This is a genomic window from Olivibacter sp. LS-1, from assembly GCF_008245145.1.
Taxonomy (GTDB): domain Bacteria; phylum Bacteroidota; class Bacteroidia; order Sphingobacteriales; family Sphingobacteriaceae; genus Olivibacter; species Olivibacter oleidegradans.
In genome coordinates, this window is sequence record NZ_CP041643.1 from 1,240,155 (window position 1) to 1,264,176 (window position 24,022).

Annotated in this window: 19 protein-coding genes; 10 read left to right on the plus strand and 9 right to left on the minus strand. The window is 42.0% G+C overall.

What is annotated here, in order from left to right:
• Position 1 precedes the first annotated feature (1 nt).
• The gene (locus tag FKG96_RS05080; RefSeq protein WP_130854458.1) at positions 2 to 1,012 is read right to left on the minus strand and encodes a glycosyltransferase; all 1,011 of its coding nucleotides are present in this window, start codon (positions 1,010 to 1,012) and stop codon (positions 2 to 4) included.
• Positions 1,013 to 1,060: 48 nt separating this feature from the next.
• Here FKG96_RS05080 and FKG96_RS05085 point away from each other — a divergent pair, with 48 nt between their 5' ends.
• Positions 1,061 to 2,539 carry a lipopolysaccharide biosynthesis protein gene (locus FKG96_RS05085; protein WP_130854457.1) on the plus strand — a complete coding sequence of 493 codons (1,479 nt, stop codon included), beginning with the start codon at positions 1,061 to 1,063 and terminating at the stop codon, positions 2,537 to 2,539.
• Here the strand turns inward: FKG96_RS05085 and FKG96_RS05090 are convergent.
• Positions 2,526 to 3,230, minus strand: a complete 705-nt coding sequence (locus tag FKG96_RS05090) for a class I SAM-dependent methyltransferase (RefSeq protein WP_013664918.1) — start codon at positions 3,228 to 3,230, stop codon at positions 2,526 to 2,528. The two genes, FKG96_RS05085 and FKG96_RS05090, sit on opposite strands and share 14 nt — an antisense overlap.
• Positions 3,231 to 3,339: 109 nt before the next feature.
• Positions 3,340 to 5,145 (minus strand): translational GTPase TypA, encoded by a 1,806-nt coding sequence (gene typA / locus FKG96_RS05095; RefSeq protein WP_130854456.1) that lies wholly within the window; start codon positions 5,143 to 5,145, stop codon positions 3,340 to 3,342.
• Between the two features lie 235 nt (positions 5,146 to 5,380).
• Between typA and FKG96_RS27065 the strand changes: the two genes are divergently transcribed.
• The gene (locus FKG96_RS27065) at positions 5,381 to 5,542 is read left to right on the plus strand and encodes a FeoB-associated Cys-rich membrane protein (protein WP_083812281.1); all 162 of its coding nucleotides are present in this window, start codon (positions 5,381 to 5,383) and stop codon (positions 5,540 to 5,542) included.
• 24 nt (positions 5,543 to 5,566) lie between these two features.
• Here FKG96_RS27065 and ispF read toward each other — a convergent pair whose 3' ends face one another.
• Entirely contained in the window at positions 5,567 to 6,046 is a 480-nt protein-coding gene (gene ispF / locus FKG96_RS05105) for a 2-C-methyl-D-erythritol 2,4-cyclodiphosphate synthase (protein WP_013664920.1), read from the minus strand.
• Between the two features lie 291 nt (positions 6,047 to 6,337).
• Between ispF and FKG96_RS05110 the strand changes: the two genes are divergently transcribed.
• The gene (locus tag FKG96_RS05110; RefSeq protein ID WP_013664922.1) at positions 6,338 to 7,909 is read left to right on the plus strand and encodes an SUMF1/EgtB/PvdO family nonheme iron enzyme; all 1,572 of its coding nucleotides are present in this window, start codon (positions 6,338 to 6,340) and stop codon (positions 7,907 to 7,909) included.
• 295 nt (positions 7,910 to 8,204) lie between these two features.
• Here FKG96_RS05110 and FKG96_RS05115 read toward each other — a convergent pair whose 3' ends face one another.
• A complete protein-coding gene (locus FKG96_RS05115; RefSeq protein ID WP_130854455.1) occupies positions 8,205 to 9,722 on the minus strand; it encodes a DUF4270 family protein in 1,518 nt (505 codons plus the stop codon).
• Between the two features lie 112 nt (positions 9,723 to 9,834).
• Complete coding sequence (locus tag FKG96_RS05120; RefSeq protein ID WP_013664924.1) at positions 9,835 to 10,659, minus strand: glycogen/starch synthase; 825 nt, start codon at positions 10,657 to 10,659, stop codon at positions 9,835 to 9,837.
• Positions 10,660 to 10,900: 241 nt separating this feature from the next.
• Between FKG96_RS05120 and panC the strand changes: the two genes are divergently transcribed.
• The 5 genes from panC (at position 10,901) to FKG96_RS05145 (ending at position 16,751) form a co-directional block, all read left to right on the plus strand.
• Positions 10,901 to 11,752 (plus strand): pantoate--beta-alanine ligase, encoded by an 852-nt coding sequence (gene panC / locus FKG96_RS05125; RefSeq protein WP_130854454.1) that lies wholly within the window; start codon positions 10,901 to 10,903, stop codon positions 11,750 to 11,752.
• Between the two features lie 182 nt (positions 11,753 to 11,934).
• Positions 11,935 to 12,285, plus strand: a complete 351-nt coding sequence (panD, locus tag FKG96_RS05130) for an aspartate 1-decarboxylase (RefSeq protein WP_013664926.1) — start codon at positions 11,935 to 11,937, stop codon at positions 12,283 to 12,285.
• Between the two features lie 124 nt (positions 12,286 to 12,409).
• Complete coding sequence (locus FKG96_RS05135) at positions 12,410 to 13,096, plus strand: response regulator transcription factor (RefSeq protein ID WP_130854453.1); 687 nt, start codon at positions 12,410 to 12,412, stop codon at positions 13,094 to 13,096.
• Complete coding sequence (locus tag FKG96_RS05140; protein WP_130854452.1) at positions 13,093 to 14,457, plus strand: HAMP domain-containing sensor histidine kinase; 1,365 nt, start codon at positions 13,093 to 13,095, stop codon at positions 14,455 to 14,457. Before FKG96_RS05135 ends, FKG96_RS05140 begins: the two co-directional genes overlap by 4 nt.
• Positions 14,458 to 14,510: 53 nt before the next feature.
• Positions 14,511 to 16,751 (plus strand): helix-turn-helix domain-containing protein, encoded by a 2,241-nt coding sequence (locus FKG96_RS05145; protein WP_130854451.1) that lies wholly within the window; start codon positions 14,511 to 14,513, stop codon positions 16,749 to 16,751.
• Positions 16,752 to 16,758: 7 nt separating this feature from the next.
• Here FKG96_RS05145 and FKG96_RS05150 read toward each other — a convergent pair whose 3' ends face one another.
• The 3 genes from FKG96_RS05150 to FKG96_RS05160 all read right to left on the minus strand — a co-directional run bounded on the left by FKG96_RS05150 (position 16,759) and on the right by FKG96_RS05160 (position 21,351).
• Positions 16,759 to 18,867 (minus strand): M1 family metallopeptidase, encoded by a 2,109-nt coding sequence (locus FKG96_RS05150; protein WP_130854450.1) that lies wholly within the window; start codon positions 18,865 to 18,867, stop codon positions 16,759 to 16,761.
• An 11-nt stretch (positions 18,868 to 18,878) separates the two neighbouring features.
• Positions 18,879 to 20,120, minus strand: coding sequence for a peroxiredoxin (locus tag FKG96_RS05155; RefSeq protein WP_013664931.1), 1,242 nt, complete (start codon positions 20,118 to 20,120; stop codon positions 18,879 to 18,881).
• A gap of 82 nt (positions 20,121 to 20,202) precedes the next feature.
• Positions 20,203 to 21,351 (minus strand): acyl-CoA dehydrogenase, encoded by a 1,149-nt coding sequence (locus FKG96_RS05160; protein WP_130854449.1) that lies wholly within the window; start codon positions 21,349 to 21,351, stop codon positions 20,203 to 20,205.
• A gap of 167 nt (positions 21,352 to 21,518) precedes the next feature.
• On the opposite strand from FKG96_RS05160, the gene FKG96_RS05165 reads away from it, so the two are divergent.
• Entirely contained in the window at positions 21,519 to 22,019 is a 501-nt protein-coding gene (locus FKG96_RS05165; protein ID WP_013664933.1) for a phosphomannose isomerase, read from the plus strand.
• Between the two features lie 118 nt (positions 22,020 to 22,137).
• A complete protein-coding gene (locus FKG96_RS05170; protein ID WP_013664934.1) occupies positions 22,138 to 24,018 on the plus strand; it encodes a DNA topoisomerase IV subunit B in 1,881 nt (626 codons plus the stop codon).
• Positions 24,019 to 24,022: the final 4 nt, after the last annotated feature.

A 24,022-nucleotide genomic window follows, 5' to 3' on the forward strand; every position in this document is an offset into this window, starting at 1 on the left:
ATCAATTGGTAGGTTTTTCCTTTTTTCCGAGTCGCCCGGCTAAACCGTCAGCAACTGCTATTCTGAATTCTTTATAAGCTTTATGTTTCCCGGTGATTATGCTAATCAGATAATGCCCGGTCATATATAGCCACTTGTTAAGGGCGAAGATAAATCTATTTTTTATAGCATGCCGCGAATAAAAGTAAAGCCGATTTCGTACTTGGTAAAAGGTACGGAAATTCCAGAGATCGAGTATCGCCGAACGCCAAAAACGGTGTTTATAAGTAATTCCCTGAGAAATGTCTACATCGTTGATCCGACTGCCCGGAATGAGCCAGATCTCTCCACCCATCTCCGTAATCCGATTGGTATATTCGGAATCATCCACATAAACAAATAGCCGTTCGTCGGGATAGCCAATAAACTCCACGAGTCGGCGGTGTAAAAAGAGGCCGCCATATGGAACGTAGGGAAGCTTACTTGGTCGTAGAGGAGATGAATTGTAGCGATTTTGCCCCGCGAGCTTCCGGTATTGATTGCTAAAGATTCGAAAAAAATGAAAACCCATGAAATTATCGGGTACCAGATAATATTGATAAGGATCAGCTCCTTGTGCAATTAAAACGTGATTTTTACGATCGGTGCGCAGGCTGAACAGAGCTTTCCTGTCTTCAGCCAGTCGAATCGATGGCCAGGCGTTTATTAACTTTTCCAAGGCACCCTCTTCCGGTAAATTATCATCATCTAATAGCCAAACAAAGTCGGCATTGGAATGTGAAACAAAATAACCTAAGCCTGCTTTATAGCCGCCCGCAGAGCCGAGATTCTCCGTCTCCTGAAGGAGGGTAATGATAGGGCTGTTTAATTGATCAAGCTCCTTTTTAAGATCGTAGTCTGAACCGTTATCCACCACGATAATATCCACAACATGTTCAAATGACAAGACGCGCTCTAATATTTGTTTTAAAAAAGCCCATCGGTTTCCATAGGTTACGGTTAACACACAAACATTATATGCTATCTTTGTCATCTTATTTTATGCAAGTTTACAATAGATAAACAGAAATCGCAATTCAAAATGGGGATTATTAAACAACAAACCTTGAAGGGCACCTTCTTTTCTTATATAGGTGTTTTTATAGGTTTTGTGACCAATACGTTTATTTTAACGAAAGTACTAGATACGGATCAAGTAGGCTTAATTAATATCTTGACGTCCTTTTCGCTGATATTTGCCCAGTTTGCTATTCTCGGTTTCAATGCCACGGCACGCTATTTTCCCTATTTCCGGAATGAGAAGAACAAGCATAATGGCTATTTGTTTTTAGCCTGTGCCATTTCGTTGATCGGCTTTATTCTATTTGTCATTGGAGCCTATGCTTTTAAGGAAGTCATAATAAGTCAAAAATCCCAAGATAATAACTTGTTTCGCGATTATTATTGGTACCTCCTTCCGCTCACCTTTGCAAACCTATACTTTAACATCTTTGATTTGTACTCAAGGTTGTTATATGACGCCGCAGCGGGGCGCCTCATTCGTGAATTCACCCTAAAGCTGCTCATTTTGGTATGCGTCGTTTTATTAATATTCCGTATCCTCGATTTCCGGTCGTTCATGTGGTTATGGTTATCAGCTAACCTGATGCCCATGTTGTTGATGATGATCCGATTGGTACGAAAGGGTAACTTTTCACTTAAGCCGAATTTCAACTTTTTAAATAAAGATGTTCAGCGAAATCTCTTCAACTTATGCCTATTCGGCATATTAACCGGCGCTTCGCCACTTCTCGTTGATAACATTGATCGGTATATGGTGAATAGTTACTTTGGCTTGGCCGACACGGGTATATACAGCATCGCAGCCTCTTTCGGAATTATTATCGCTTTGCCAACACGAAGTTTGTATAGCATCGCATATACCGTAATAGCCGAGTCCTGGATTAGAAAGGACATGGCCAATATCCATACCGTGTACAGGAAAAGCTGTATCAATCAATCTATTGTGGCGCTATTTCTCTTTATCCTCGTGTGGGCGAATATACATAATGCGCTGAAGGTGCTTCCACCTGATTATGCCGATGGTGTCTCCATCGTTTTCTTTATTGGCCTGGCCAATTTATTCGATGCGTTAACAGGAGTCAATGCTGTTATATTAGCTACCTCTCGGTACTATCGATACGACTCCTTTTTTTACCTGGCTTTAGTAGGTGTGACAATTGGCAGTAACTTGTTTTTCATACCTAAGTTTGGGATCACCGGTGCGGCAATGGCTACTGCACTTACGATGTTCATTTTCAATCTTTCGAGATACCTATTTATTTTATTTAAGTTTAAACTCCAGCCGTTTACAGTGCATAATTTGTTAGTGATCGTACTTGGCGTGCTCATTTACTGGCTCAGTACCCTGATTCCTGTTCAGCAGAATCTTTATCTGGATACCTTTATCCGTGGGGGCTTCATCACCCTGTTATATGCCGGGTCGGTCTATTTCCTTCGCTTGTCAAGCGATATTAATGACATGGTTGCTGACCTTCTTGCTAAGCTTAAACGCTCTTAATAAACTCCCGAATAAATTTCGGATGTTTTAAATTTAAAAGCTGCTTCCGGTTTTTTTCAAAAAAGGCATAATCTCCCTGTTTTACCTCATCAATGGTAAAAGGGACGTCCGTGTTTCGGCTTCCTTTTGCCACTACACCAAGCCCATAATCCATGTCTAAGGTAAATACGGTAAGATCCGGACGTGTAACGATCAAATCAGCCACCGTTTTCCAAACATCGCCGTTCCACTGTCCCTGCCAGCCAGGTAAGTCCCAGTTCCGGACTTTTTCCCGGACTTCATTAAAATGATCTTTAATGGTGTAGGCGGCAGCCTCATTTAATGGGTTACAGTCGTGCATAACAATAATCCCACCTTCGTTAAGATAGTTCAAGCAGTTCTCCACGTCGCGTTTTGACTGCTCGTAAGTATGCAGTCCATCTACCAATGCTACGTCAATACCATCCTTTAAAACCTTCTTTGCATGGTGCTCAAAAAAGTAATCACTGGTATATTCGTACGTTTCGAACTTCGTTATACCTACTAAGCGTTTTATCTTGAGCGGAAAGCTGAATAAGAACTCGGGGTCAACACCTATCTTCCGTGGGCATTGTATCTTAGAGATAATGGTACCTGTTTGTACACCAATCTCCAGATAAGTTTTGGCGTTTCTTTGTTTAATAATTAAGTTAAGCACATCGAGCCTATTCATATTCACGTTGTTTAATGCAATAATAATAAAATTTACAAAGCGATACGGGTTATTCCATAAAAAAACAGGGTGGCTCGAAAGTCACCCTGTTTTTTTAAAAGTATAAAGATTACTGGAATTTCTTCGCGTTTATCTTACGCTCGTTCTCAGTCAGATAAATCTTTCTTAGACGAATATTCTGAGGCGTCACTTCAATGTATTCATCTGCTTGGATATATTCCATCGCTTCTTCCAACGAAAATTTGATCGCCGGAGCAATACGGACGTTATCGTCACTGCCCGATGCGCGCATGTTGGTTAACTGTTTCCCCTTTACAATATTGACAACTAGATCATTGTCCCGGCTGTGCTCACCTACAATCTGACCTTCATAAATGTCTACGCCGGGATCCACAAAGAAGTGACCTCTATCCTGTAATTTATCGATCGAGTAAGCAGTTGTTTGTCCTTTTTCCATCGAAACAAGTACGCCTGCCAAACGACCCGGGATCGGGCCTTTCCAAGGTTGGTAGTCTTTTATGCGATGCGCCATAACCGCTTCACCGGCAGTAGCGGTTAATACATTGTTTCTTAAGCCGATAATACCTCTTGAGGGAATTTCAAACTCTAGATGTTGCATATCACCTTTTGTTTCCATCACAAGTAACTCACCTTTACGCTGCGTTACCAATTCGATCACTTTACCTGATACCTCAGCCGGTACATCTACTACTAAGGTCTCAATAGGTTCGCATTTTACACCGTCAATCTCTTTTAAGATAACTTGTGGCTGGCCCACCTGTAATTCGTAGCCCTCGCGGCGCATGGTTTCGATCAAGACAGATAAATGAAGAATACCTCTTCCATAAACTAAGAATGCATCTGCCGAGTCGGTAGGAAGCACCTTTAATGCGAGATTTTTCTCCATTTCTTTTTGTAAGCGGTCATGCAAGTGACGCGATGTTACAAATTTGCCCTCTTTGCCGAAGAACGGTGAGTTGTTAATTGTGAACAACATGTTCATCGTAGGCTCATCGATGTGTATAACCTCCAACTGCTCCGGATTTTCAAAATCGGCAATGGTATCACCAATTTCGAAACCCTCAATTCCTACTACAGCACAAATATCGCCCGAAGGGACTTCCTGTACTTTCACCTTTCCAAGGCCTTCAAAAGTATACAGCTCTTTGACACGGGATTTCATCACTTTGCCATCACGCTTTACCAAAGACACCGGTTGATTTTCTTTTATAGTACCTCTAGCTACACGACCAACAGCAATACGTCCTACAAAGGATGAATAGTCCAATGAGGTGATTTGCATCTGTAAAGTACCCTCGTTGTACGGGGCAGGAGGTATATGTTCAAGAATTGCATCCAATAGATCCGTGAAATCTTCTGTCGGTTGCTTCCAGTCTTTAGACATCCATCCCATTTTAGAGGATCCGTAAAGTACAGGGAAATCCAATTGTTCTTCTGTGGCATCCAAGTTAAAGAAAAGTTCAAAGACCTGCTCGTACACCTCTTCAGGACGACAGTTTTCTTTGTCTACTTTGTTAACGACAACAATAGGCTTTAGACCTAAGCCAAGGGCTTTTTGCGTTACAAAACGAGTTTGAGGCATCGGCCCTTCAAAGGCGTCTACTAAGAGAATAACCCCGTCAGCCATTTTTAACACACGCTCTACTTCTCCTCCAAAGTCTGCGTGGCCCGGGGTATCAATAATATTTATTTTGACGTCCTTATAACGCACCGAAACGTTTTTGGAAACGATGGTAATACCTCGCTCACGTTCCAGGTCGTTATTGTCCAGAATAAGCTCGCCTGTTTGTTCGTTGTCACGAAACAGTTTAGTGTAATGTAAAATTTTGTCAACCAGAGTCGTTTTTCCATGGTCAACGTGTGCAATAATCGCAATGTTTCTAATTTGTTGCATCCAAGTATGTATATCTCAAATTTGGGGATAAATTGCTTTATGCAATTTATCAATTTCTCATCTGCGCTTTGAGTATCAAAGAACTAAAGGGAAAATTTTGCGCAAAGGTAATTATTCCATTTGAAAAATTAAGCGCTTGGATTGCTTTTATTTTTGACGGTTTTTTCGTTTTTGTCCACTTCGTATAGCAAGCTAGTTGCTTGATTGTGAAAGGTATTTTGGTTATATTTGTATTATGGATATACAGTCGATAGTTGTTTTATTATTGTTTGCCGCGGCCGCTTTTTACCTCGGTCGCATGTTGTATAACAATCTAAAACCAAAAAAGGGAGGCACCTGCGGTTCCAACTGTAAATGCGGTATGGATTTTTCCAACATGCCGGAACAAACAAAATAGTGCCTCTTAAATAGATGTCAGGATTTATAGTTTTTGGATCAAACATACGGCATAGGCCACTACCCCTTCTTTGCGTCCGATAAATCCCATTGTTTCATTGGTTGTGGCCTTGATAGAAATATCCTCTACATCTAAGCCGCTAGCGTTGGATATATGTGCCTTCATAGCTGGGATGTAAGGCTTTATCTTCGGTGCCTCAAGACACAACATGGCATCTATATTACTAAGTTCCCATCCTTTGTTTTTTAATAATTTAATACACTCTTCCAACAGAATTAAACTACTGATACCCTTCCATTTAGCATCTGTGTTCGGAAAATGATAACCAATATCCTCCAAATTCGCTGCACCCAATATGGCGTCACAAATCGCATGTACCAACACGTCTGCATCCGAATGTCCGAAAGCGCCTGCATGATGATCGATCTTTTCTCCTCCCAAAATAAAGGGATGATTTTCTTTTAATTGATGGACGTCGAAGCCGAAGCCTACTTTTATTTTCATGTTTGTGTTTTTGTTTTATAAGGCAGACTTCTCTGTTCATTTTGTTCATTATTTTGAAAAGAGTTCGCCTTGCCTAACTTATGGCGTGATAGATCTTCTTATAGCATGTCAAAAAAAAGCGGTTTAATTTGCTTTATGATACCTTTTTTGCCAAACATATCAAAAACCGGCTATAAAAAAAATTATTTGATGGAAGAGATGAAAGGCTATCTCGTGTATTCAGCATTTGTTGGTCGGTTGCCGTTTTGTTTTAATGTGCTAATTTTGAATGGTGGTGTATTCGCATAAACTATGAAGAAAAATTTTACGCTGATTGTGCTTGCGCTTTGTGGTATTGGGCTCATGTATTCGAGCTGTAGCAAAAAGAGCGGAATGGGTGACCGATCATCAAAAACGGGAATGAAATACAACGACCCGCATAATGGTGGTTTTCAGGTCAATCGAAAAGTGAAGCCCGGTCCCGGTCCCGGACTCGTTATTATCGAGGGGGGGACCTTCGTGATGGGCGGAAGCCTAGATCAGGATCTGGGCTATGAGAACGATAATAAGCGTAGAAGAGTAACCGTTGCTTCCTTTTATATGGATGAAACGGAAGTGGCTAATGTCGATTGGCTTGAGTATCTTTATTGGCTAAATCAAAACTTTCCTAACGACCGACAGTTATATTATAACGCGCTGCCTGATACGCTGGTTTGGCGTAATCCTCTATCTTATAACGAACCCTATGTGGATAATTACCTCCGACATCCGGCTTATCAAGACTATCCTGTTGTAGGCGTTACCTGGGAGCAGGCTAACGATTACTGTGTATGGCGGACCGATCGTGTAAACGAAGAAATTCTGCGCTCGAAAGGAATCTTATTGGATTACAAAAGTAAGGCCGAAAGTGCGGGAGAGAGCACGGCGCAGCCTTTTAATACCGACATTTATTTGAATGGACAATACAAAGGTGAAGGTATAGATGGTAAAAACATGCCGAAAGACCTACGCCCGGGCGCAGAAAAAGATGCCCGAAGGCCGGTACGGTTGGAGGATGGTTTTCTTAAACAACCCTATCGATTGCCAACCGAGGCAGAATGGGAATATGCTGCCTTGGGGCTGATTGGCAATACCATCTACGGAAATGTAGAAGGTTATCGGATCTACCCTTGGGATGGTTTAGGTGTTCGTTCAGGTAAGAAAAAAACGCAGGGCCTTATAATGGCTAACTTTAAGTTAGGTGCGGGTGACAATATGGGAACGGCCGGATACTTAAACGATGCAGGTGATATTACAAAACCGGTGACAGCTTATCAGCCGAACGATTTCGGTTTATATAATATGGCCGGTAATGTGAATGAATGGGTGGGTGATGTGTATCGTAAGCTGACCTATGAAGATTTCGAAGATTTTAACCCCTTCAGGGGCAATGTCTACGTGGACAAAAAATTAGAAGATCCGGAGAAAGGCATTTATGCAAAGGACAAATATGGCCGACCAATTAAGGAGATGGCCAAGGCACCGAGGAAACAGACATGGGAAGAATTGCAGAATCAAACCGCAGCGCAAGATAGCGGTGTAAGTGCATACAATGCAGACATGAGAGGGTATAATGATGAAGTCAGCGACTCCTTATATGGTAAGACAACCTTGGTGAACAACAAATCGCGTGTTTATAAGGGCGGTTCATGGAATGATCGTGCATATTGGTTAAATCCGGCAACGAGAAGATTTATGCAACAAGATGAGTCCTCTGCAACGGTAGGCTTCCGCTGTGCCATGACGCTCGTCGGTAATCCGGAAATTCATACCAATGGCATGCCTCGTTTCAAATCAGCTAAAGTGAAAAGCGGTTTGCGAAAATCTTCAAAGGCGACGCCATAGGCAAGGGAACTTCACCTTCTAGAAAAGAAAGACATAGCTCTATTGTTTATATTTAAAATGCGGGAACGATCTGTAAAGATGTTCCCGTTTTTTGGGTCTTATGGAGAGTTACCACTGTGCACCATGGCACACTTATTATCATTACCCCATGTTTGCGGTTATGATGTAGGCGGACTAGGTGTATTTTTTGGCGAAGAGCATATTAAAAAACTTAGCTCGCAGCTGATCCCTTTGTTACAAAACGTAAAAAAAGCGACTCAAAAGGTCGCTTTTCCTATCATTTTATATGAAATTTTTACTCGAGTTCGGTATAATAAATATTTAATTTGGTCCGGAGTTCATTTTTAGCTTGTGCATCTTCCGGGTTAAAGCCTTTTAGAACAACACTGCTAGGTGCGGTAATGTCTGGCCAAAAAGGAATAGTGTTGGTCATGATCTCCGATACAGGCGCAATATAAACATCCGAATTCTGCACTTTGCCTAAAATGACGTCTTGGATATAAGAGGTTAAAGTAAACACATAACGTTTCGCTTTATCGTCGTAAAAACCACCTAAAGCAAATGGTCCCGCAGCTTGAAACTGTGAGCGCAGATCACGTACAGGCCTTGAATCACCATCTGGAATGGGCTGATTATTGCCTGAAACGTCTTTTCGGTATAGCGTCAATCGAGGTGCCGGTGTGCTTACGGTATTGCTATTGTCGTCATCCACATAAACGACCAATTCTGCCCGGTTAACGGCAATTTTCTTTCCTTTTAACTGGTCAATGTATGGAAAAGATACTTTTGTCCTCAAGCCACCCATAGCTTGTGCATAAACAGTAGTCTGATTAACAGCGGTATTGGCCAGTTGGCTTTGGATAACCGGAGAGAAACTCCTGTTTATACTGGCTGACATATACATAAAAGGAGCGCCGGTGCTGCTGCTGGATGTAGGAACCGGGATTGGAAAGACTTTGGTTAAAGTGTCCGTGTCACCCTCTGCATCCGTAACACGATAGGTGACTTCCATGAAGTTCGGCGAATCTGAACTTTGCGGGTTGGTCGGACTTAAAGTCGCAAGTCCACCTATACCTTGCTGTGCATTCTTGTCGATTGTCAAGTAAAGACCTTTTGCATGATTCAAAAATCCGGTCTCCGAGTTTACAGTGGCTGAATCCAGTGTATGCGATAAAAGGCTGCCGATAAAGCTGTTATTTAGCCGTACACGCAGTTCAGGATAGCGTTTTACCGTACTATCTTGGCCGTTACTTCCTCTCACAATTACATTGATACTGTCTTTGAGGTTGAACCGGCGCAGTTGGGTGCTTGCTATATCGTCGCTCTTTACACTCCAATTTTTCGTACTATAATAGATCGTGTTGGGACTATACACCTCATCCAACTGTCTTACTTTAAGCAGGTAGGTGGATGACTGTGAATCACCGACAAAAGAGTTTCCATATCGAACAACCAGCACAGCCGAATCGATCTGTGCGTTTTGGGGGAGGCGTATATCGCCACTTTCAGGTCGTAAAATGGCAAGGGCGATGTTCGCTTGCGTTTCACCGAAAACCGGGTCCTTGTAATACCCAAATGGAAGCTGATTGATATTGATGCTCGGGATATTACTGTTGTTATTGGCAACCCTTATGACTGATCGGGCACTATCGTCACGGAGTGTAACTGTCTTGAGCGTTAACGTGTCATTTAGGGTGCCATAAAAGGAATCTCCCGGATTGTTATCTAACCCGATTCCCGCCGGATTCTTGCAACTACTTAAAATAAAGAGACTTATTAACAGCGTCAATAAGTCTCGAGTATAATACTTCATTATAAAATAATATGTTCTATAAAGCTGTGTAAAACCATTATAACGCTTGCCTGGTACAGATAAAGTTACAAGGGCTTATTTCTTCCGCCTTGCTGCAGTTCAGCCTTCCTCGCTAAGCCACAGTTTCCAATTCTTCATTGGAAAATTGCTCGTAAAGGTTGGAATAATTTTCGAATTCTGCATCATTTCTGCAGTCAGTTATCGGAATTTCGCTCTTTTTAACAATATTTAACAGTTTTTCATCGATGTTTTCTTCGGATAAAACAACCGCATCGGTATAGTGAAGTGCGCCATTGTACAAACCATAATAGTCTGATGAATCATAGCTTGATAAATCTTCTGCATGCATGTTTCCCGTAAGTGCTTTATCTGCAAAACGCTCGTGCAAAGCATGCTCAAATTTATCTGCATACAGCGAATAGATGATTTTTGTGTCTTTAAAGGTTGGATCATCTTTATAGGCCGTTTTCACATAGGCAGGAATCAAAGCCGTCATCCAGCCATGACAATGCACTACATCGGGAGACCATCCCAATTTTTTAACAGTCTCCAATGCCCCTTTACAAAAAAAGATGGCACGCTCGTCGTTATCCTTAAAGAACTTACCCTCTTTGTCGGTAAATACATGTTTACGTTGGAAATACTCTTCGTTATCCAAAAAGTAAACCTGCATACGGGCAGCTGGGATGGATGCAACTTTGATAATAAGGGGGTTGTCGTTATTGTCCACTACAATATTCATCCCCGAAAGCCTGATCACTTCATGTAAACGGTTCCTGCGCTCATTAATATTGCCAAAGCGAGGCATTAAAATCCGTATTTCAAACCCTTTTTCCTGCATGGCCTGGGGTAACTCTCTTGTTATCTCAGAAATTTTGCTTAGTTCGAGGAAAGGCGACATCTCGTGGGTAATGTACAATATCTTCGTTTTTGCCATCTCCAATAAATTATATTTTAGAATTTTTGAAATGTGAGACTATCAAACACAATGAATCATACCGGTATGAGCCAGCTAAACCTATTTTTGATAGTTTATTAGTCATTAAAATAATTGCTCTAATGAAAATCGGTCTGCAAATATACGCATTATCTTATGATATATCAACGATTTATAAAAAAACCTTTGTAGTTAGGTTTAAAATGTTCAACTTTACCTCCTTGTTTTAATAACAAAAAAATTGGAAATCTTTACTACAAAAATTGCGCTGAAAGCCCATCTATCAGCGTTCAGTTCAAAGGATAAAACAATAGGTTTCGTGCCTACCATGGGGGCTTTACACGAAGGTCATTTAACTTTGATTGAGCATTCCAAGCGCGCAACCGATATTACCGTTTGTAGTATATTTGTTAATCCAACACAGTTTAATGATCCGGCTGATTTGGAAAAGTATCCGAGACCTATCGAAAAGGATGTGGCACTCCTTCAATCGGTGAACTGTGATGTCCTGTTTTTACCTACGGTGGAAGAGATGTATCCACCGAATGACGAACCTTGGTTCTTCGATCTGGGTCGACTCGACAAAATCTGGGAGGGAGCAAAAAGACCCGGACATTATCAAGGCGTTACACAGGTGGTGTACAAACTCTTTGATATTGTTAAGCCCTCGATCGCCTTTTTTGGACAGAAAGATTTTCAGCAGTGTATGGTGATTCAGTATATGGTGGATAAGCTTCATCTACCGCTGCGCCTGCAAATGGTGGATACCGTAAGGGATGCGGATGGATTGGCGAAAAGCTCCCGCAATGTACGACTCTCATCCAATGGTAGAAAACAAGCACTTTCTTTATCAAAAGCATTGTTCATGATAAAACAAGCGTTTGAAAAGGGCACAGGCCCCTTACAGGCAAAGGAGGAAGCACTAAGTTTCCTGGATAAAGTGGAAGGTGTTGAATTGGAATACTTCGCAATCTGTAATCCGAGTGACTTATCGGAAATTGATAGAAAACAACAGGACCTAAGGCCGCTTGTGGTTATATTGGCCGCTTGGGTGGATGGTGTCCGTTTAATTGATAATATAGTGTTGAAATAAGGCTTTTATAAGCTCTTAGGTGTTAGCTGTTAGCTTTGGCGTTCTAACTCCTGAAGCCTAATGCCTAAAACCTTATACCTCCCACCTCCCACCCTACACCTCTAATGGTAATCTATAGATCATATTTCCGAATAGCAGCGCATCTGTGATAGATTAAATAACAAAATGCGTATCTTTGTGCCATGATTATCGAGGTGTTGAAATCGAAAATTCATCGCGTAAAGGTTACTCAGGCAGAACTCAACTATGTGGGTAGCATTACGATTGATGAAGATTTAATAGAGGCGGCTAATATTATTCCGAACGAGAAGGTGCAGATCGTAAATAATAACAACGGTGCACGCTTTGAAACCTATGTTATAAAAGGCGAACGTGGTTCCGGTATTGTATGTTTGAATGGAGCTGCCGCGCGCTTAGTTCAAGTAGGCGACATTGTGATTATCATTTCTTATTGCCAACTCCCTATGGAGGAAGCCAAAAAGCACGAACCGATTTTGGTTTTTCCGGACCATAATAATAAACTAGTGAAATAGTTTTCATCGTCCCACTAACTTTTTCGCTGTTCAATGATGCAATCGCTAAGCCTTTATTATTAGAATAATCTAATTTGATTTAAGTTCACAATGTGATTACTTTGCATTATACAAAAGGAAGCATATGGTAAAAATATTGCTGATAGAAGATGACAGGCGCTTGGCTAGTTTTATTCGAAAGGGATTGGAGGAACAGCTTTTCTCCGTAAAATGTGTTTCGAGCGGCTACGAAGCCCTGGCAGTGACGCAAGATATTTACTTTGATCTGATTATACTGGATATCATGCTTCCCGACGTATCCGGATTCCAGATATGCACTGCTATTCGCGAACGAAAAATTACAAGTCCTTTAATTATTTTGAGCGCTTTGGATAATCCGGAGGAAAAGGTAAAAGGACTCCAGGCAGGAGCGGATGATTACCTCGGAAAGCCTTTTCATTTCGAAGAGCTACTTGCACGCATTAACGCGCAATTACGACGAAAATCTTTTGAAAAAGGTATTCTGGATGTACAAAAATACGCAGATCTTGAAGTCAATATTGCGGAACAGGGAGCAAAACGTGCCGGGAAGAATATTCTGCTTTCACCTCGTGAATATAAGCTTTTACTATTCCTGCTAAACAATCGAGAACGAGTGGTTTCCCGCACGCAGATTGCAGAAGCGGTATGGGATATCCATTTTAATACGCATACCAATGTGGTAGATGTATATATTAATTATCTGCGAAATAAAATTGATAAGGGCTTTGCCGCGCCCCTCATCCATACTGTGAAGGGGAGGGGGTACATGCTTAAACAAAAAGAAGAATGACGCTGAGGTTAAAACTCGCTTGGAACTCAACGCTTATTGTTACGCTTATTTTAGGAATCACGTTTACGGGGACCTATCTACTATTCAGGCAACATGTTAAGCATTCATTTTTTCAACAATTACAATCGAGGGCCTTCACAGCGGCTTTTTTTCATTTGGAGAAGGATGAACTAAATGCGCAAAAATATGAGCTGATTGAGCAGCGATATCGTGAAATTCACCGAGAATCTATTCGATTCTTCGATAAAAGCAACCGCATGGTCTTCGAGTACGATACCCTTCAATATCAACTATCAGATGAAGTACTCGGTCATGTACGACAAAAGAAAGTTTTATATTTCACTGATAATGAACGTCAATTTGCAGGTATCTTTTATCGCGACAATGAGGGGGATTATGTTGTTGTTGCTTCCGACACGGATAAGGAGGGGTTGGCTCAGCTCGATAAATTAAAACGCTATCTCTTGATATCCTTATTATTGGGTGTTTGCCTAAGCTTCCTGTTTACGCACTTACTGGCGAAGCAAACATTCCGCCCTTTTTCTCAGCTAATTCAGGACGTAAATTCTATTACGGCGAAGAATTTACACGCCCGGTTGGCTGTAGGCACAAAAGAGAAAGACGAGCTTACCGCACTAACCGAAGCGTTTAATCGCTTTCTGGAACGATTGGAAAAGGGGGTAGACAGCCAACGCAGCTTTCTAAAACACGCTTCGCATGAATTGAAAACACCTTTGGCAGCGATTATTAGCAACCTGGAGATCACCTTATCGCGTCCCCGGACACCGGACGAGTACCGGACACAGATGGGTTCAATACATGTCGATGCCCTTCATATTAAATCTATTTTGGAAGGTTTACTACTTCTATCGGGCTTGGAAGCTTCTTCCGATGTGCCATTTGCCCCCCTTCGTGTGGATGAATTATTATGGGATCTACTGGAAAAAACAAGTATTACCCATCCCGAGGCATTTATACACATCGACTTGGATCAAGTGGAACAAAAGCCCCACCTATTGGAAGTGTCGGGTAATCGCGACTTGCTAATGATCGCAATCGGCAACTTGGTCGACAATGCACTTAAGTTTTCAGACAATCAACCTGTTTTCGTACAATTAAGCGAGCATGAACAGCATCTACAGCTGATAATCAAAGACAGGGGAACAGGAATAGATCCGAGCGAATTAGCGCAGATCTTTAACTTGTTTTATCGCAGTCCGAAGAATCAGGCCATACCGGGACACGGTATCGGGCTGCATTTGAGTAAGCAGATATTCGACTTACATCGCATCCAAATTACCGTTCGCTCAGCACTGGGTAGCTATACGGAGTTTGCTTTATTATTCCCATCTTTTAGGTAAGTTGGTAAAATTTCCTTATTTTAAGAGCCGCATTCATCAACATTTACCCAATCATGTCGAATTTCGATGCCCATAATACCACCTTCGCGCAAGCGGTTTCCTTTATCAACCACACCAATCGTCCGGTGTTTCTAACCGGCAAAGCGGGGACGGGAAAAACCACCTTCCTTCGGTATATAAAAGAACATACGTATAAGAAGCTTGCCGTGGTAGCTCCTACGGGTGTAGCGGCTATTAATGCGGGCGGAACCACACTCCATTCGCTTTTTTTCTTGCCTTTCGGTATGTATTTGGCTGATTATACACTTGATTGGAACGATCCGAGCGATTTGATCTACAACAAACAACGCCTTTTCGGAAAAGTAAAACTCACTAAACAACGACGAGCCATTTTACAGGAACTCGATCTATTAATCATTGATGAAGTATCTATGTTGCGGGCTGACACACTTGACGCTATTGATACAATCTTGAGATGGGCCAGACGCAATGCAAGTCCTTTCGGTGGCGTTCAGATGTTATTCATTGGTGATCTGTACCAATTGCCTCCTGTGGTTAAGAGTCATGAGCAAAACTTGCTATATCAGCATTACAGAAGTCCTTTCTTTTTTGATGCCCATGTTATGCAGGAAGCTCCACCGGTTTTGTTGGAACTGAATAAGATTTATCGACAAAAAGATGCACGTTTTATTTCTCTGCTCAATAATATTCGAAACAACTGCTGTTCAGGAGAGGAGCTGGATAGGTTGAATGCGCATTATAAGCCCGACTTTAGTCCTTCGCCGAGCGAAACCTTCATTACTTTGAGTTCGCATAACCATATTGCGGAGCAAATCAATCAACGTAAATTAGAGTCCTTACCGGGGCACGCTGTTTGCTTCGAAGCTGCCATCAAAGGTGATTTTTCAGAGAACTCTTTTCCTACCGAGGGTAGATTGTACCTTAAAGAAGGTGCCCAAATTATGTTTATAAAAAATGACAAAGGAGAAGACCGACGTTACTTTAACGGAAAAATTGGCGTAGTCGACAAAATTGATGCTCGACATGGAGAAATAAAAGTTCGTTTTCCCGGAGAGAAGGAACTATTCACGGTCGAACAAGAGGAATGGAAAAACCTTCGTTATAATTACGATAAGCAAAGCGATAAAATCAGCGAAGAAACACTGGGAACCTTCAAGCAATATCCTATTCGTTTAGCTTGGGCCGTCACTATTCATAAAAGTCAGGGCCTAACCTTTGATAAGGCGGTTATTGATGCCGGATCCAGCTTTGCCGCCGGGCAGGTGTACGTTGCGCTAAGTCGGTTAACGGGATTGGAAGGATTGGTCCTCCGATCAAAGATTTCGCCGGCAAGTATCCATACGGATCCACATGTCGTGGCCTTTTCCAGTCGTGTTTTATCGGAGGATGAGATTGCAGAAGTGCTACTGCAAGAGCAGAAATCCTATCTTTTGAATAATCTTAGCAAAGCTTTTTCCTGGGGTACTTTGGCGCTTGAAACTAATACCTTCAAAAACGATGTACTAACCAAGAACATTCCCGATAAGAGCCTTGCATATAAGAAAATCGACGCCATATGCTATACTTGCAATCAGCAATTTGAAGTTGCAGAGAAGTTTAATGCCTGGTTAAATAAGGAATTCCGGCATTTAGATGATTTAAACATTGAACTCATTCATGAACGTACTCAAAAGGCCGCTGCTTGGTTCCTCAAAAGTTTAGAGGAGGAGCTTATCACCCCCCTTCAACAACATATGGATGCATGGGCTGCTAAAAAGAAGAATAAAAAATATCAGAAAGAGTTGGCAGACTTATTGTTGACCTACCGGCGGAAACAAGAACAAATCAGGCAAAGCACGTTTATTACGCAAGCCATTCGTGAAGGAAGAAATATACAAGATTTGATCTATGAGGTGGCCAAGCACCAACAACAACATCTTCAGGTAAAAAATGAACAACAACCCAAAAAGAACAAGTCGGTCGTTGGTGAAACGAAACAGATTAGTCTCAAACTCTTTAAAAACGGACATACAATTGATGAGATAGCTACGCTGAGAGGACTTACAACCGGTACCGTTATAGCGCATTTAACAAATTTCATCGGCACCGATTTGCAGGCGAGTGATCTCATGTCTACCCGTAAACTTGAAATTATCATACCCTTGTTGAAGCAATATCCTCAAAAAACAATTACCGAAATTCGCGAGCTGCTTGATCGGCAAGTAGAATTTCATGAAATACGCATTGCACAGGCAGCCTTGCGGCAAGCGACAAAAACAGGCACGCTCGCCTAGCTCTCGATTATTTCATATGAAGTGCTTGCTGTACACTTGGTGCATCATCTTGAGATGCTATCTTAAATATCTCTTTATTATCATAGTTTTGAAAGAGGGTGCGTAACAGCATCACAGCACTGGCTCTAACATAAGAACGTTCGTCGGCTGTTGCCATTTTTTTTACGGTAGGGTAAATCTGCTTTAACTCGTCCTTTGTGAATTTTTCAATCGCGCCAAGCGCCATCAAGCGTATCATCCAGGCACTATCGGTTAAAGCCGCAACAACGATCTCCTTCGCTTTAGCACTATCCAATACATCATTCAGGTTTTCCAATACTTCAAAGCGATCCATAAACAAGGGGGCGTGTTTGTATTGATAAGCCCATTCGTCAAGCGATTTACTTTGCTCTTTCTTCCCAAGGATACACTTTTTTGCATCAAAATTAATTAATTGTGGACTTTTAGTGGCCGGCAAGTGAAAAGTTTGCTCCTGTTTAGTTAGTGTAACCGTTTGACGATCAACATGACCATCTACATAGATGTCAATCGCAATAGGTAGTTTATAGAGCGGCATACTAGCTAAGTCCTGCTTTTGAGCAATTTGTACAATCACCTGTTTTGTGCTGTCTTGATAGTGCGTTTTTATTTCCAAAAGCGGATGACCGGCGGCCAAAAACCACTGATCAAAAAACCAATTAAGATCTTGTCCTGTGACTTGCTCAAAAGCTTGGCGTAAATCATGGACCTCAACAGACTGATAGGCATGTTTTTTTAAATAAAGTTGAAGTGACGCAAAAAAGGCGTCATCGCCAACGGTTTCCCTTAACATATGAAGAATACGCCCTCCTTTTTGGTAAGACACTTCATCAAACATCTGTTCCCGATCCGCATAGTTAAATCGAATAAGGTCGAGCTCTTTGTTTTTGTCCTTCGCAAAATAAGCTAGCTCGTCATTCAATGCATGCATATCCGCCTCTTCTCTTCCATACTTGTGTTCCAGCCATAAGTATTCGCCATAGGTGGCAAACGACTCGTTGAGTGGTAAATTGGCCCAGGATTCAGCGGTTACTAAATCGCCGAACCAGTGATGGAATAACTCGTGAGCAACAATATCTTCATACGTTTCATCCTTATATTCAGCCGGCGTCATATTCATTCGATCAAAGAATACCGAAGCCGATGTATTCTCCATGGCCCCACTTACAAAGTTCCGCACGACAATCTGAGCATATTTATCCCAGGGATAATCCACGCCCAATTTTTTCGAATAGAATTCGAGCATTTCAGGTGTTTTTCCAAAAATCATGGAGGCATATGGCGCGTATTTCGGTTCCATGTAATAGCTCACCTCCTTTCCGCGCCATTGATCTTTGACAATTTTAAAGTTTCCTGCCGCAATCATGACCAAGTACGGCGCGTGTGGCAGCTCCTGCTTCCAAATATCGGTTCTCGTACCATCGTTATTTCTTTTCGATTGCTTTAATAAGCCATTTGATAGGGTAATCATCGAATCAGGAACCGTTAGCGCAATTTGTTGCGTCATTTTCAGCATGGTGTTGTTAATCGTCGGGAACCAATTAGAATTGCATTCGGTTTCGCCCTGAGACCATAGTTGTCTTGGAATGCCTGCTAGTTCATCGGGCTGGATGAAGTATAACCCTCGATCATCGGGCGAAGCAATATCTTTTCCTACTTCCAACTGATTGGGATTGGCGGTATATTCAATAAATATTTTAAAGAGCTCATCACGGTTATATTTTCTATCCAAGGCAATGGCAAGCTTCTTTCCGTCATAGGTGAAAGGTAACTTTTTCCTCGCCGCATCTTGCAGCAGCATGACCGCTTTTACTTCGAAGCCGTTGGCATCCAGTATGACCGAATCTTGTGGGTAAAAATAACTTTGTAGCGTAAGTGTTGCCTTTCCGAATACGCGCGCCCGTTCCCAGTCGAAACGAAGGTCTAAGTCGGTATGCTTTATACTTATTTTAAGCGGATAAGAAGCGTGGTAAACATCCGCGTTCGGTGCGTTGGCGTATATATTAACCGGAGGAATATCGACATGTTTCGTTGTTGCGCAAGACCAACAACTCAAGAGCAAACAGGTAATAGAAATGAAGAGGGAGTTTCTTGACATTATATACGACTTTATTCAGCTAACAGTTTATTGATTTCTTTTTCGAACTCTTGAGTGAACTCGGTATAGTGTTTTCCTGTTGCTGGCCCGCTGAAGCCGGTGTGGATTTTATCAACCGTGCCGTCCTTCTTGATGATGATGGTGGTAGGAAAGGCAGAAAAATTATCCAATGCCGGTATACTTTCTTCCACTTGCCCTTTATCGTTTGTATAACCGGTTAAGAGGATCGGATAGTTCACTTTAAATCGATTTTTTAAGTTCAAAACAGCTGCTTTGGCCTTGTCCATTTCTTTATAACGTTCATAGGCCAAGCCGATAATCTCCAAACCTTTGTTCTTATATTTTTCATAGAACGGTGCTAGAAAAGCGGTCTCGTCCATACAATTGGGGCACCACGATCCCAAAAACTGAACCACTACCACTTTATCTTTAAAACGATCGTCGCTTAACGAGACTTTATTGCCGTCAAGATCCTGAAAGCTGAACGTTATGCGATCGTTTCCGGGTTTTAGCCCGGCAATCTTGTAAGCATCGGGCAACATCGCATCTTCGTCACGTCTGGCCGACCAATTCATCACGGAGCTCGGTCCGGCATACATCTTGCCTTTAATAATATCACTGCCATCAGTTAGATCTCCCGTGAATAATACAGGGCTAGAGCCGCTGAAAGCGGATACCATAAATGTTTTGTTATCCACTACACCACTTAGAAAACGATAGTCTCCAGTTGTTGTAAGAAACGATCCATTCACTTGATTGCCGGATTGCTCAAATTCGCCTACCGCAAAAGTCGTATCGGTGCCATTATTTTTATAAAATTGAACAGACCATCTGCCCGTCATATTAATGACACCTGAATTCTCTTCCTTCACAAAGCGAAACGATTGGTTGGATTCAGCCATGAAGGGCATGGAAATCGTTTTGTTTGGTAAATGCTTAATCCATTTTCCCTGTAATCCATTTGCCGTTTTTACAGCCCTGATCTCACTTTCATAAAGTGGGGTCTTTATAAAAACGGAATCAGCGGTTTCTTCTATCTCATTGATATTCAAACGCTCTTTCCCGTTCAAAAAGGCCATTTGTTTAACCCCCAAGGAATCATATATTTCGAAATTGAAGGGGATATCCACCGAATTATCCGTTTGTAAAGCACCTCTCCACACACCGTTGGTAAGCTGGTTTGTTTTGTCTGTGCAACTTGTAAAAGCGAGGGCTGTGAACAAGCTAAGGAAAAGAAAACGCGCAATATTCATCGTATTATTATTAAGCATTCGGATATCGTTCAATATCCATGCCGCTAAAATACTAATCTTTCGCTTATTATTAGAAGTGATACTAAAAGCCCTCTTTTAATATAGACCGAGCAATCACCATACGCTGGATTTCTGAGGTGCCCTCATAGATTTGCGTTATCTTGGCATCGCGCATGAGCCGCTCAACATGATATTCCTTCACAAAACCATAGCCTCCATGAATCTGTACCGCTTCTACGGTTATGCGCATGGCCGTATCAGAGGCAAAAAGTTTAGCCACCGCCGCAGCTTCCGCATAGGGTTGATGCTGATCTTTCAGCCATGCGGCCTTCAGGCACAACAAACGTGCAGCTTCTATTTGCGTATACATGTCTGCCAACTTGAATTGAATGGCTTGATGCTCGGCAATGGGTTTTCCAAAGGTTGTTCTTTCCTTTGCGTATTTGAGCGCTAGCTCGTAAGCACCGGAGGCAATACCTAATGCCTGCGCTGCTATGCCGATTCGGCCGCCTTCTAACGTTTTCATGGCGAATTTAAAGCCAAAACCGTCTGCTCCAATTCTGTTTTCCTTTGGTACTTTGACATCCGAAAATTGTAAGGAATGGGTGTCTGAGCCCCGTATTCCCAGCTTATTTTCCTTGGGCCCAATTGTGAATCCAGGGGAATCTTTTTCTACGATGAAAGCGTTGATCCCGCGATGCCCAAGGTTGGGGTGTGTTTGTGCGATTACGAGATACACAGCAGCGTTGCTCCCATTGGTAATCCAATTTTTAGTTCCGTTAAGTAGGTAGTAGTCTCCCTTATCTTCCGCAATCGTTTTTTGCGAAGTGGCATCCGAGCCGGCTTCGGGCTCGGAGAGACAAAAAGCACCGATCTGTGTTCCCGCAGCCAGTGGCTTTAGGTATTTTTCTTTCTGCTCTTCTGATCCGAATTTCTCTAAGCCGTAACATACCAGGGAATTGTTTACTGATACGACAACGGAAGTCGATGCATCAATTTTAGACAATTCTTCCATAACGAGCACATAAGAGACTGTATCAAGTCCTGCCCCATTATAGGCAGGATCGGTCATCATCCCAAGAAAACCTAATTCGCCAAGTTTTTTGACTTGGTCTGCTGGAAATTGTTGTTTTTCATCACGTTCTATTACACCGGGTTTTAGTTCAGTTTGAGCAAAATCGCGTGCTGCGTCTCTGATAAGCAATTGTTCTTCAGTTAATTCGAAATTCATAATGCTAGGGTTTGTTCCAAATTTACTGATTTTTTATTATGCAAGCATAATATTTTTGAAATACGAATACGAGCAAAACGAATTAAGACGCAAACCTTAACCTGGGGTGTAGGGAAGATAACCTTTGAATTCAAAAAAACTCATTATCTTAGCAAAAAATAAGAACCATGACAGACATAGCTAAACAGGAAATTTTTGCCGAAATAGAAGAAACACTTAAAAAACAGGGTTTTCACATCGATAAACAGGATCAGACACGTCCATGGGGTGGTTTTTTTGTGATCGACGAGAACCAGGCGCAACAGTTTGCAGATACATACTTCAACGGGCTGAATGTGCAAGACCTAAAAATATCAGGGAAATTAAGTCCAAAAATATTAGTTGTAGCACCACAAAAACGTTTGTCATGGCAATACCATCACCGCCGTGCGGAGATATGGCAAGTTGTTAAAGGAGACGTTGGTGTGGTAATAAGTGATACAGACGTGGAGAATGAAGTGAAGACAAAACATCCCGGTGATGTCATCAAGCTTGAAAAAGGAGAGCGCCATCGTTTGGTAGGCTTAGACGGATGGGGTGTGTTGGCAGAAATATGGCAACATACAGATATCGATAATCCTTCGGATGAAGATGATATCGTACGGGTGCAAGATGATTTTGGAAGATAGGTACAATTAGCCAATGAGCTATGTAATTATTAGCCAATGGTCGATTGATATTTAGTAGTCAATAAAGTAATGAAGTAATACAGCTGATGGCTGGTTGCGGATAACTGATAACTAAAATATGACAAATTACAACGAAGACAGTATACGCTCGCTCGATTGGAAAGAACATATCCGGTTGCGGCCAGGTATGTATATCGGTAAGTTGGGCGATGGATCAGCATACGATGATGGAATTTATGTGCTTTTGAAAGAAGTGGTTGATAACTCCATTGATGAATTTGTAATGGGGGCGGGAAAAACAATCGATATCAGTGTCAGTGAGTTAAAAGTCTCCGTACGCGATTACGGTCGTGGTATTCCGATCGGAAGTGTGGTTGATGTTGTCTCCAAGATCAATACAGGTGGAAAATATGATAGCAAAGCTTTTCAAAAATCGGTGGGACTAAACGGAGTCGGTACGAAAGCAGTCAACGCGCTCTCTTCATCCTTTGTCGTACAATCGTATCGAGCGGGTCGTACGCGTATTGCTGAATTCAGCAAAGGAGAACTCTTGAAAGATGAGGAAAAAGAAACCACGCAGCGCAATGGCACCGCGGTCACCTTTGTTCCAGACGATAGCATCTTTAGAAACTATAAATATAGGCCCGAGTTCGTTGAAAATATGATTTGGAATTACGTGTTCCTGAACACGGGATTGACGGTAAATTTCAACGGACAAAAATTTGTTTCGGAAAATGGCTTGCGCGACTTATTAGAGCGTAATATTGATGTGGAAGGTATGCGCTATCCCATTATTCACTTAAAGGGAGAGGATATTGAGATCGCGTTGACACATGGGCAACAATATGGAGAAGAGTATTACTCTTTCGTAAATGGGCAGCATACTACGCAAGGGGGTACGCATCAGGCTGCCTTCAGAGAGGCTGTCGTGAAAACCGTACGTGAGTTCTATAAAAAGGAATTTGATGCATCGGATATCAGGGCTTCCGTAATTGGGGCCATTGCCATCAAAGTGCAGGAACCTGTTTTTGAATCGCAAACGAAAACTAAACTGGGATCGCAAAGTATCGGCCCCGATGGACCAACCGTGCGCACCTTTATTAACGACTTTGTAAAGAAATCGCTGGACGATTACTTGCACAAACATCCCGATACGGCGGACGCTTTATTGAAGCGTATTCTACAATCTGAACGGGAACGTAAGGACATAGCCGGCATCAAGAAATTGGCCAACGAGCGGGCAAAAAAAGCCTCCCTGCATAATAGAAAGTTACGCGACTGTAAGATTCACTATGACGATAAAAACGAGCGTAATCAGGAAACTACCTTATTTATAACCGAAGGTGATTCTGCCAGTGGTTCTATTACCAAATCCAGGGACGTACAAACACAAGCGGTATTTAGTTTGAAGGGGAAGCCCTTGAACGCCTTTGGGCTAACGAAAAAGGTGGTGTATGAGAACGAAGAGTTTAATTTACTCCAACATGCCCTGAATATTGAGGATGGTATAGACGGTCTCCGCTACAATAATATTGTGATTGCAACAGATGCAGATGTTGACGGAATGCACATACGCCTATTGTTAATGACCTTTTTCCTGCAATTTTTTCCTGATTTGGTAAAGGCAGGACATGTTTCTATTTTGCAAACCCCTTTATTCCGGGTGAGAAACAAAAAGGAAACGATCTATTGCTATAGTGATGAAGAGCGTCAACGGGCGATTATAAAATTAGGTGGCAAGCCGGAAATTACCCGATTTAAAGGATTGGGAGAGATTTCGCCCGATGAGTTTGGTCTTTTCATTGGTAAAGACATGCGCTTAGATCCTGTGATCTTGTCCAAAGATCAGAAAATTCAGCAATTGCTTGAATACTATATGGGTAAAAATACGCCGGATCGGCAAAAACATATCGTGAACAACCTACGTATCGAGCAGGATGTTTTAGAAGAAGAGGCTGCGGCCGCTAAGCTTGCCGATGAATTGAAGGCAGCGGTTTAACGAA

Coding starts and splice junctions, on each gene's coding strand:
- FKG96_RS05080 (WP_130854458.1), bottom strand. CDS start 1,012: ATGACAAAGATAGCATATAATGTTTGTGTGTTAACCGTAACCTATGGA.
- FKG96_RS05085 (WP_130854457.1), top strand. CDS start 1,061: ATGGGGATTATTAAACAACAAACCTTGAAGGGCACCTTCTTTTCTTAT.
- FKG96_RS05090 (WP_013664918.1), bottom strand. CDS start 3,230: ATGAATAGGCTCGATGTGCTTAACTTAATTATTAAACAAAGAAACGCC.
- typA (WP_130854456.1), bottom strand. CDS start 5,145: ATGCAACAAATTAGAAACATTGCGATTATTGCACACGTTGACCATGGA.
- FKG96_RS27065 (WP_083812281.1), top strand. CDS start 5,381: ATGGATATACAGTCGATAGTTGTTTTATTATTGTTTGCCGCGGCCGCT.
- ispF (WP_013664920.1), bottom strand. CDS start 6,046: ATGAAAATAAAAGTAGGCTTCGGCTTCGACGTCCATCAATTAAAAGAA.
- FKG96_RS05110 (WP_013664922.1), top strand. CDS start 6,338: ATGAAGAAAAATTTTACGCTGATTGTGCTTGCGCTTTGTGGTATTGGG.
- FKG96_RS05115 (WP_130854455.1), bottom strand. CDS start 9,722: ATGAAGTATTATACTCGAGACTTATTGACGCTGTTAATAAGTCTCTTT.
- FKG96_RS05120 (WP_013664924.1), bottom strand. CDS start 10,659: ATGGCAAAAACGAAGATATTGTACATTACCCACGAGATGTCGCCTTTC.
- panD (WP_013664926.1), top strand. CDS start 11,935: ATGATTATCGAGGTGTTGAAATCGAAAATTCATCGCGTAAAGGTTACT.
- FKG96_RS05135 (WP_130854453.1), top strand. CDS start 12,410: ATGGTAAAAATATTGCTGATAGAAGATGACAGGCGCTTGGCTAGTTTT.
- FKG96_RS05140 (WP_130854452.1), top strand. CDS start 13,093: ATGACGCTGAGGTTAAAACTCGCTTGGAACTCAACGCTTATTGTTACG.
- FKG96_RS05145 (WP_130854451.1), top strand. CDS start 14,511: ATGTCGAATTTCGATGCCCATAATACCACCTTCGCGCAAGCGGTTTCC.
- FKG96_RS05150 (WP_130854450.1), bottom strand. CDS start 18,867: ATGTCAAGAAACTCCCTCTTCATTTCTATTACCTGTTTGCTCTTGAGT.
- FKG96_RS05155 (WP_013664931.1), bottom strand. CDS start 20,120: ATGAATATTGCGCGTTTTCTTTTCCTTAGCTTGTTCACAGCCCTCGCT.
- FKG96_RS05160 (WP_130854449.1), bottom strand. CDS start 21,351: ATGAATTTCGAATTAACTGAAGAACAATTGCTTATCAGAGACGCAGCA.
- FKG96_RS05165 (WP_013664933.1), top strand. CDS start 21,519: ATGACAGACATAGCTAAACAGGAAATTTTTGCCGAAATAGAAGAAACA.
- FKG96_RS05170 (WP_013664934.1), top strand. CDS start 22,138: ATGACAAATTACAACGAAGACAGTATACGCTCGCTCGATTGGAAAGAA.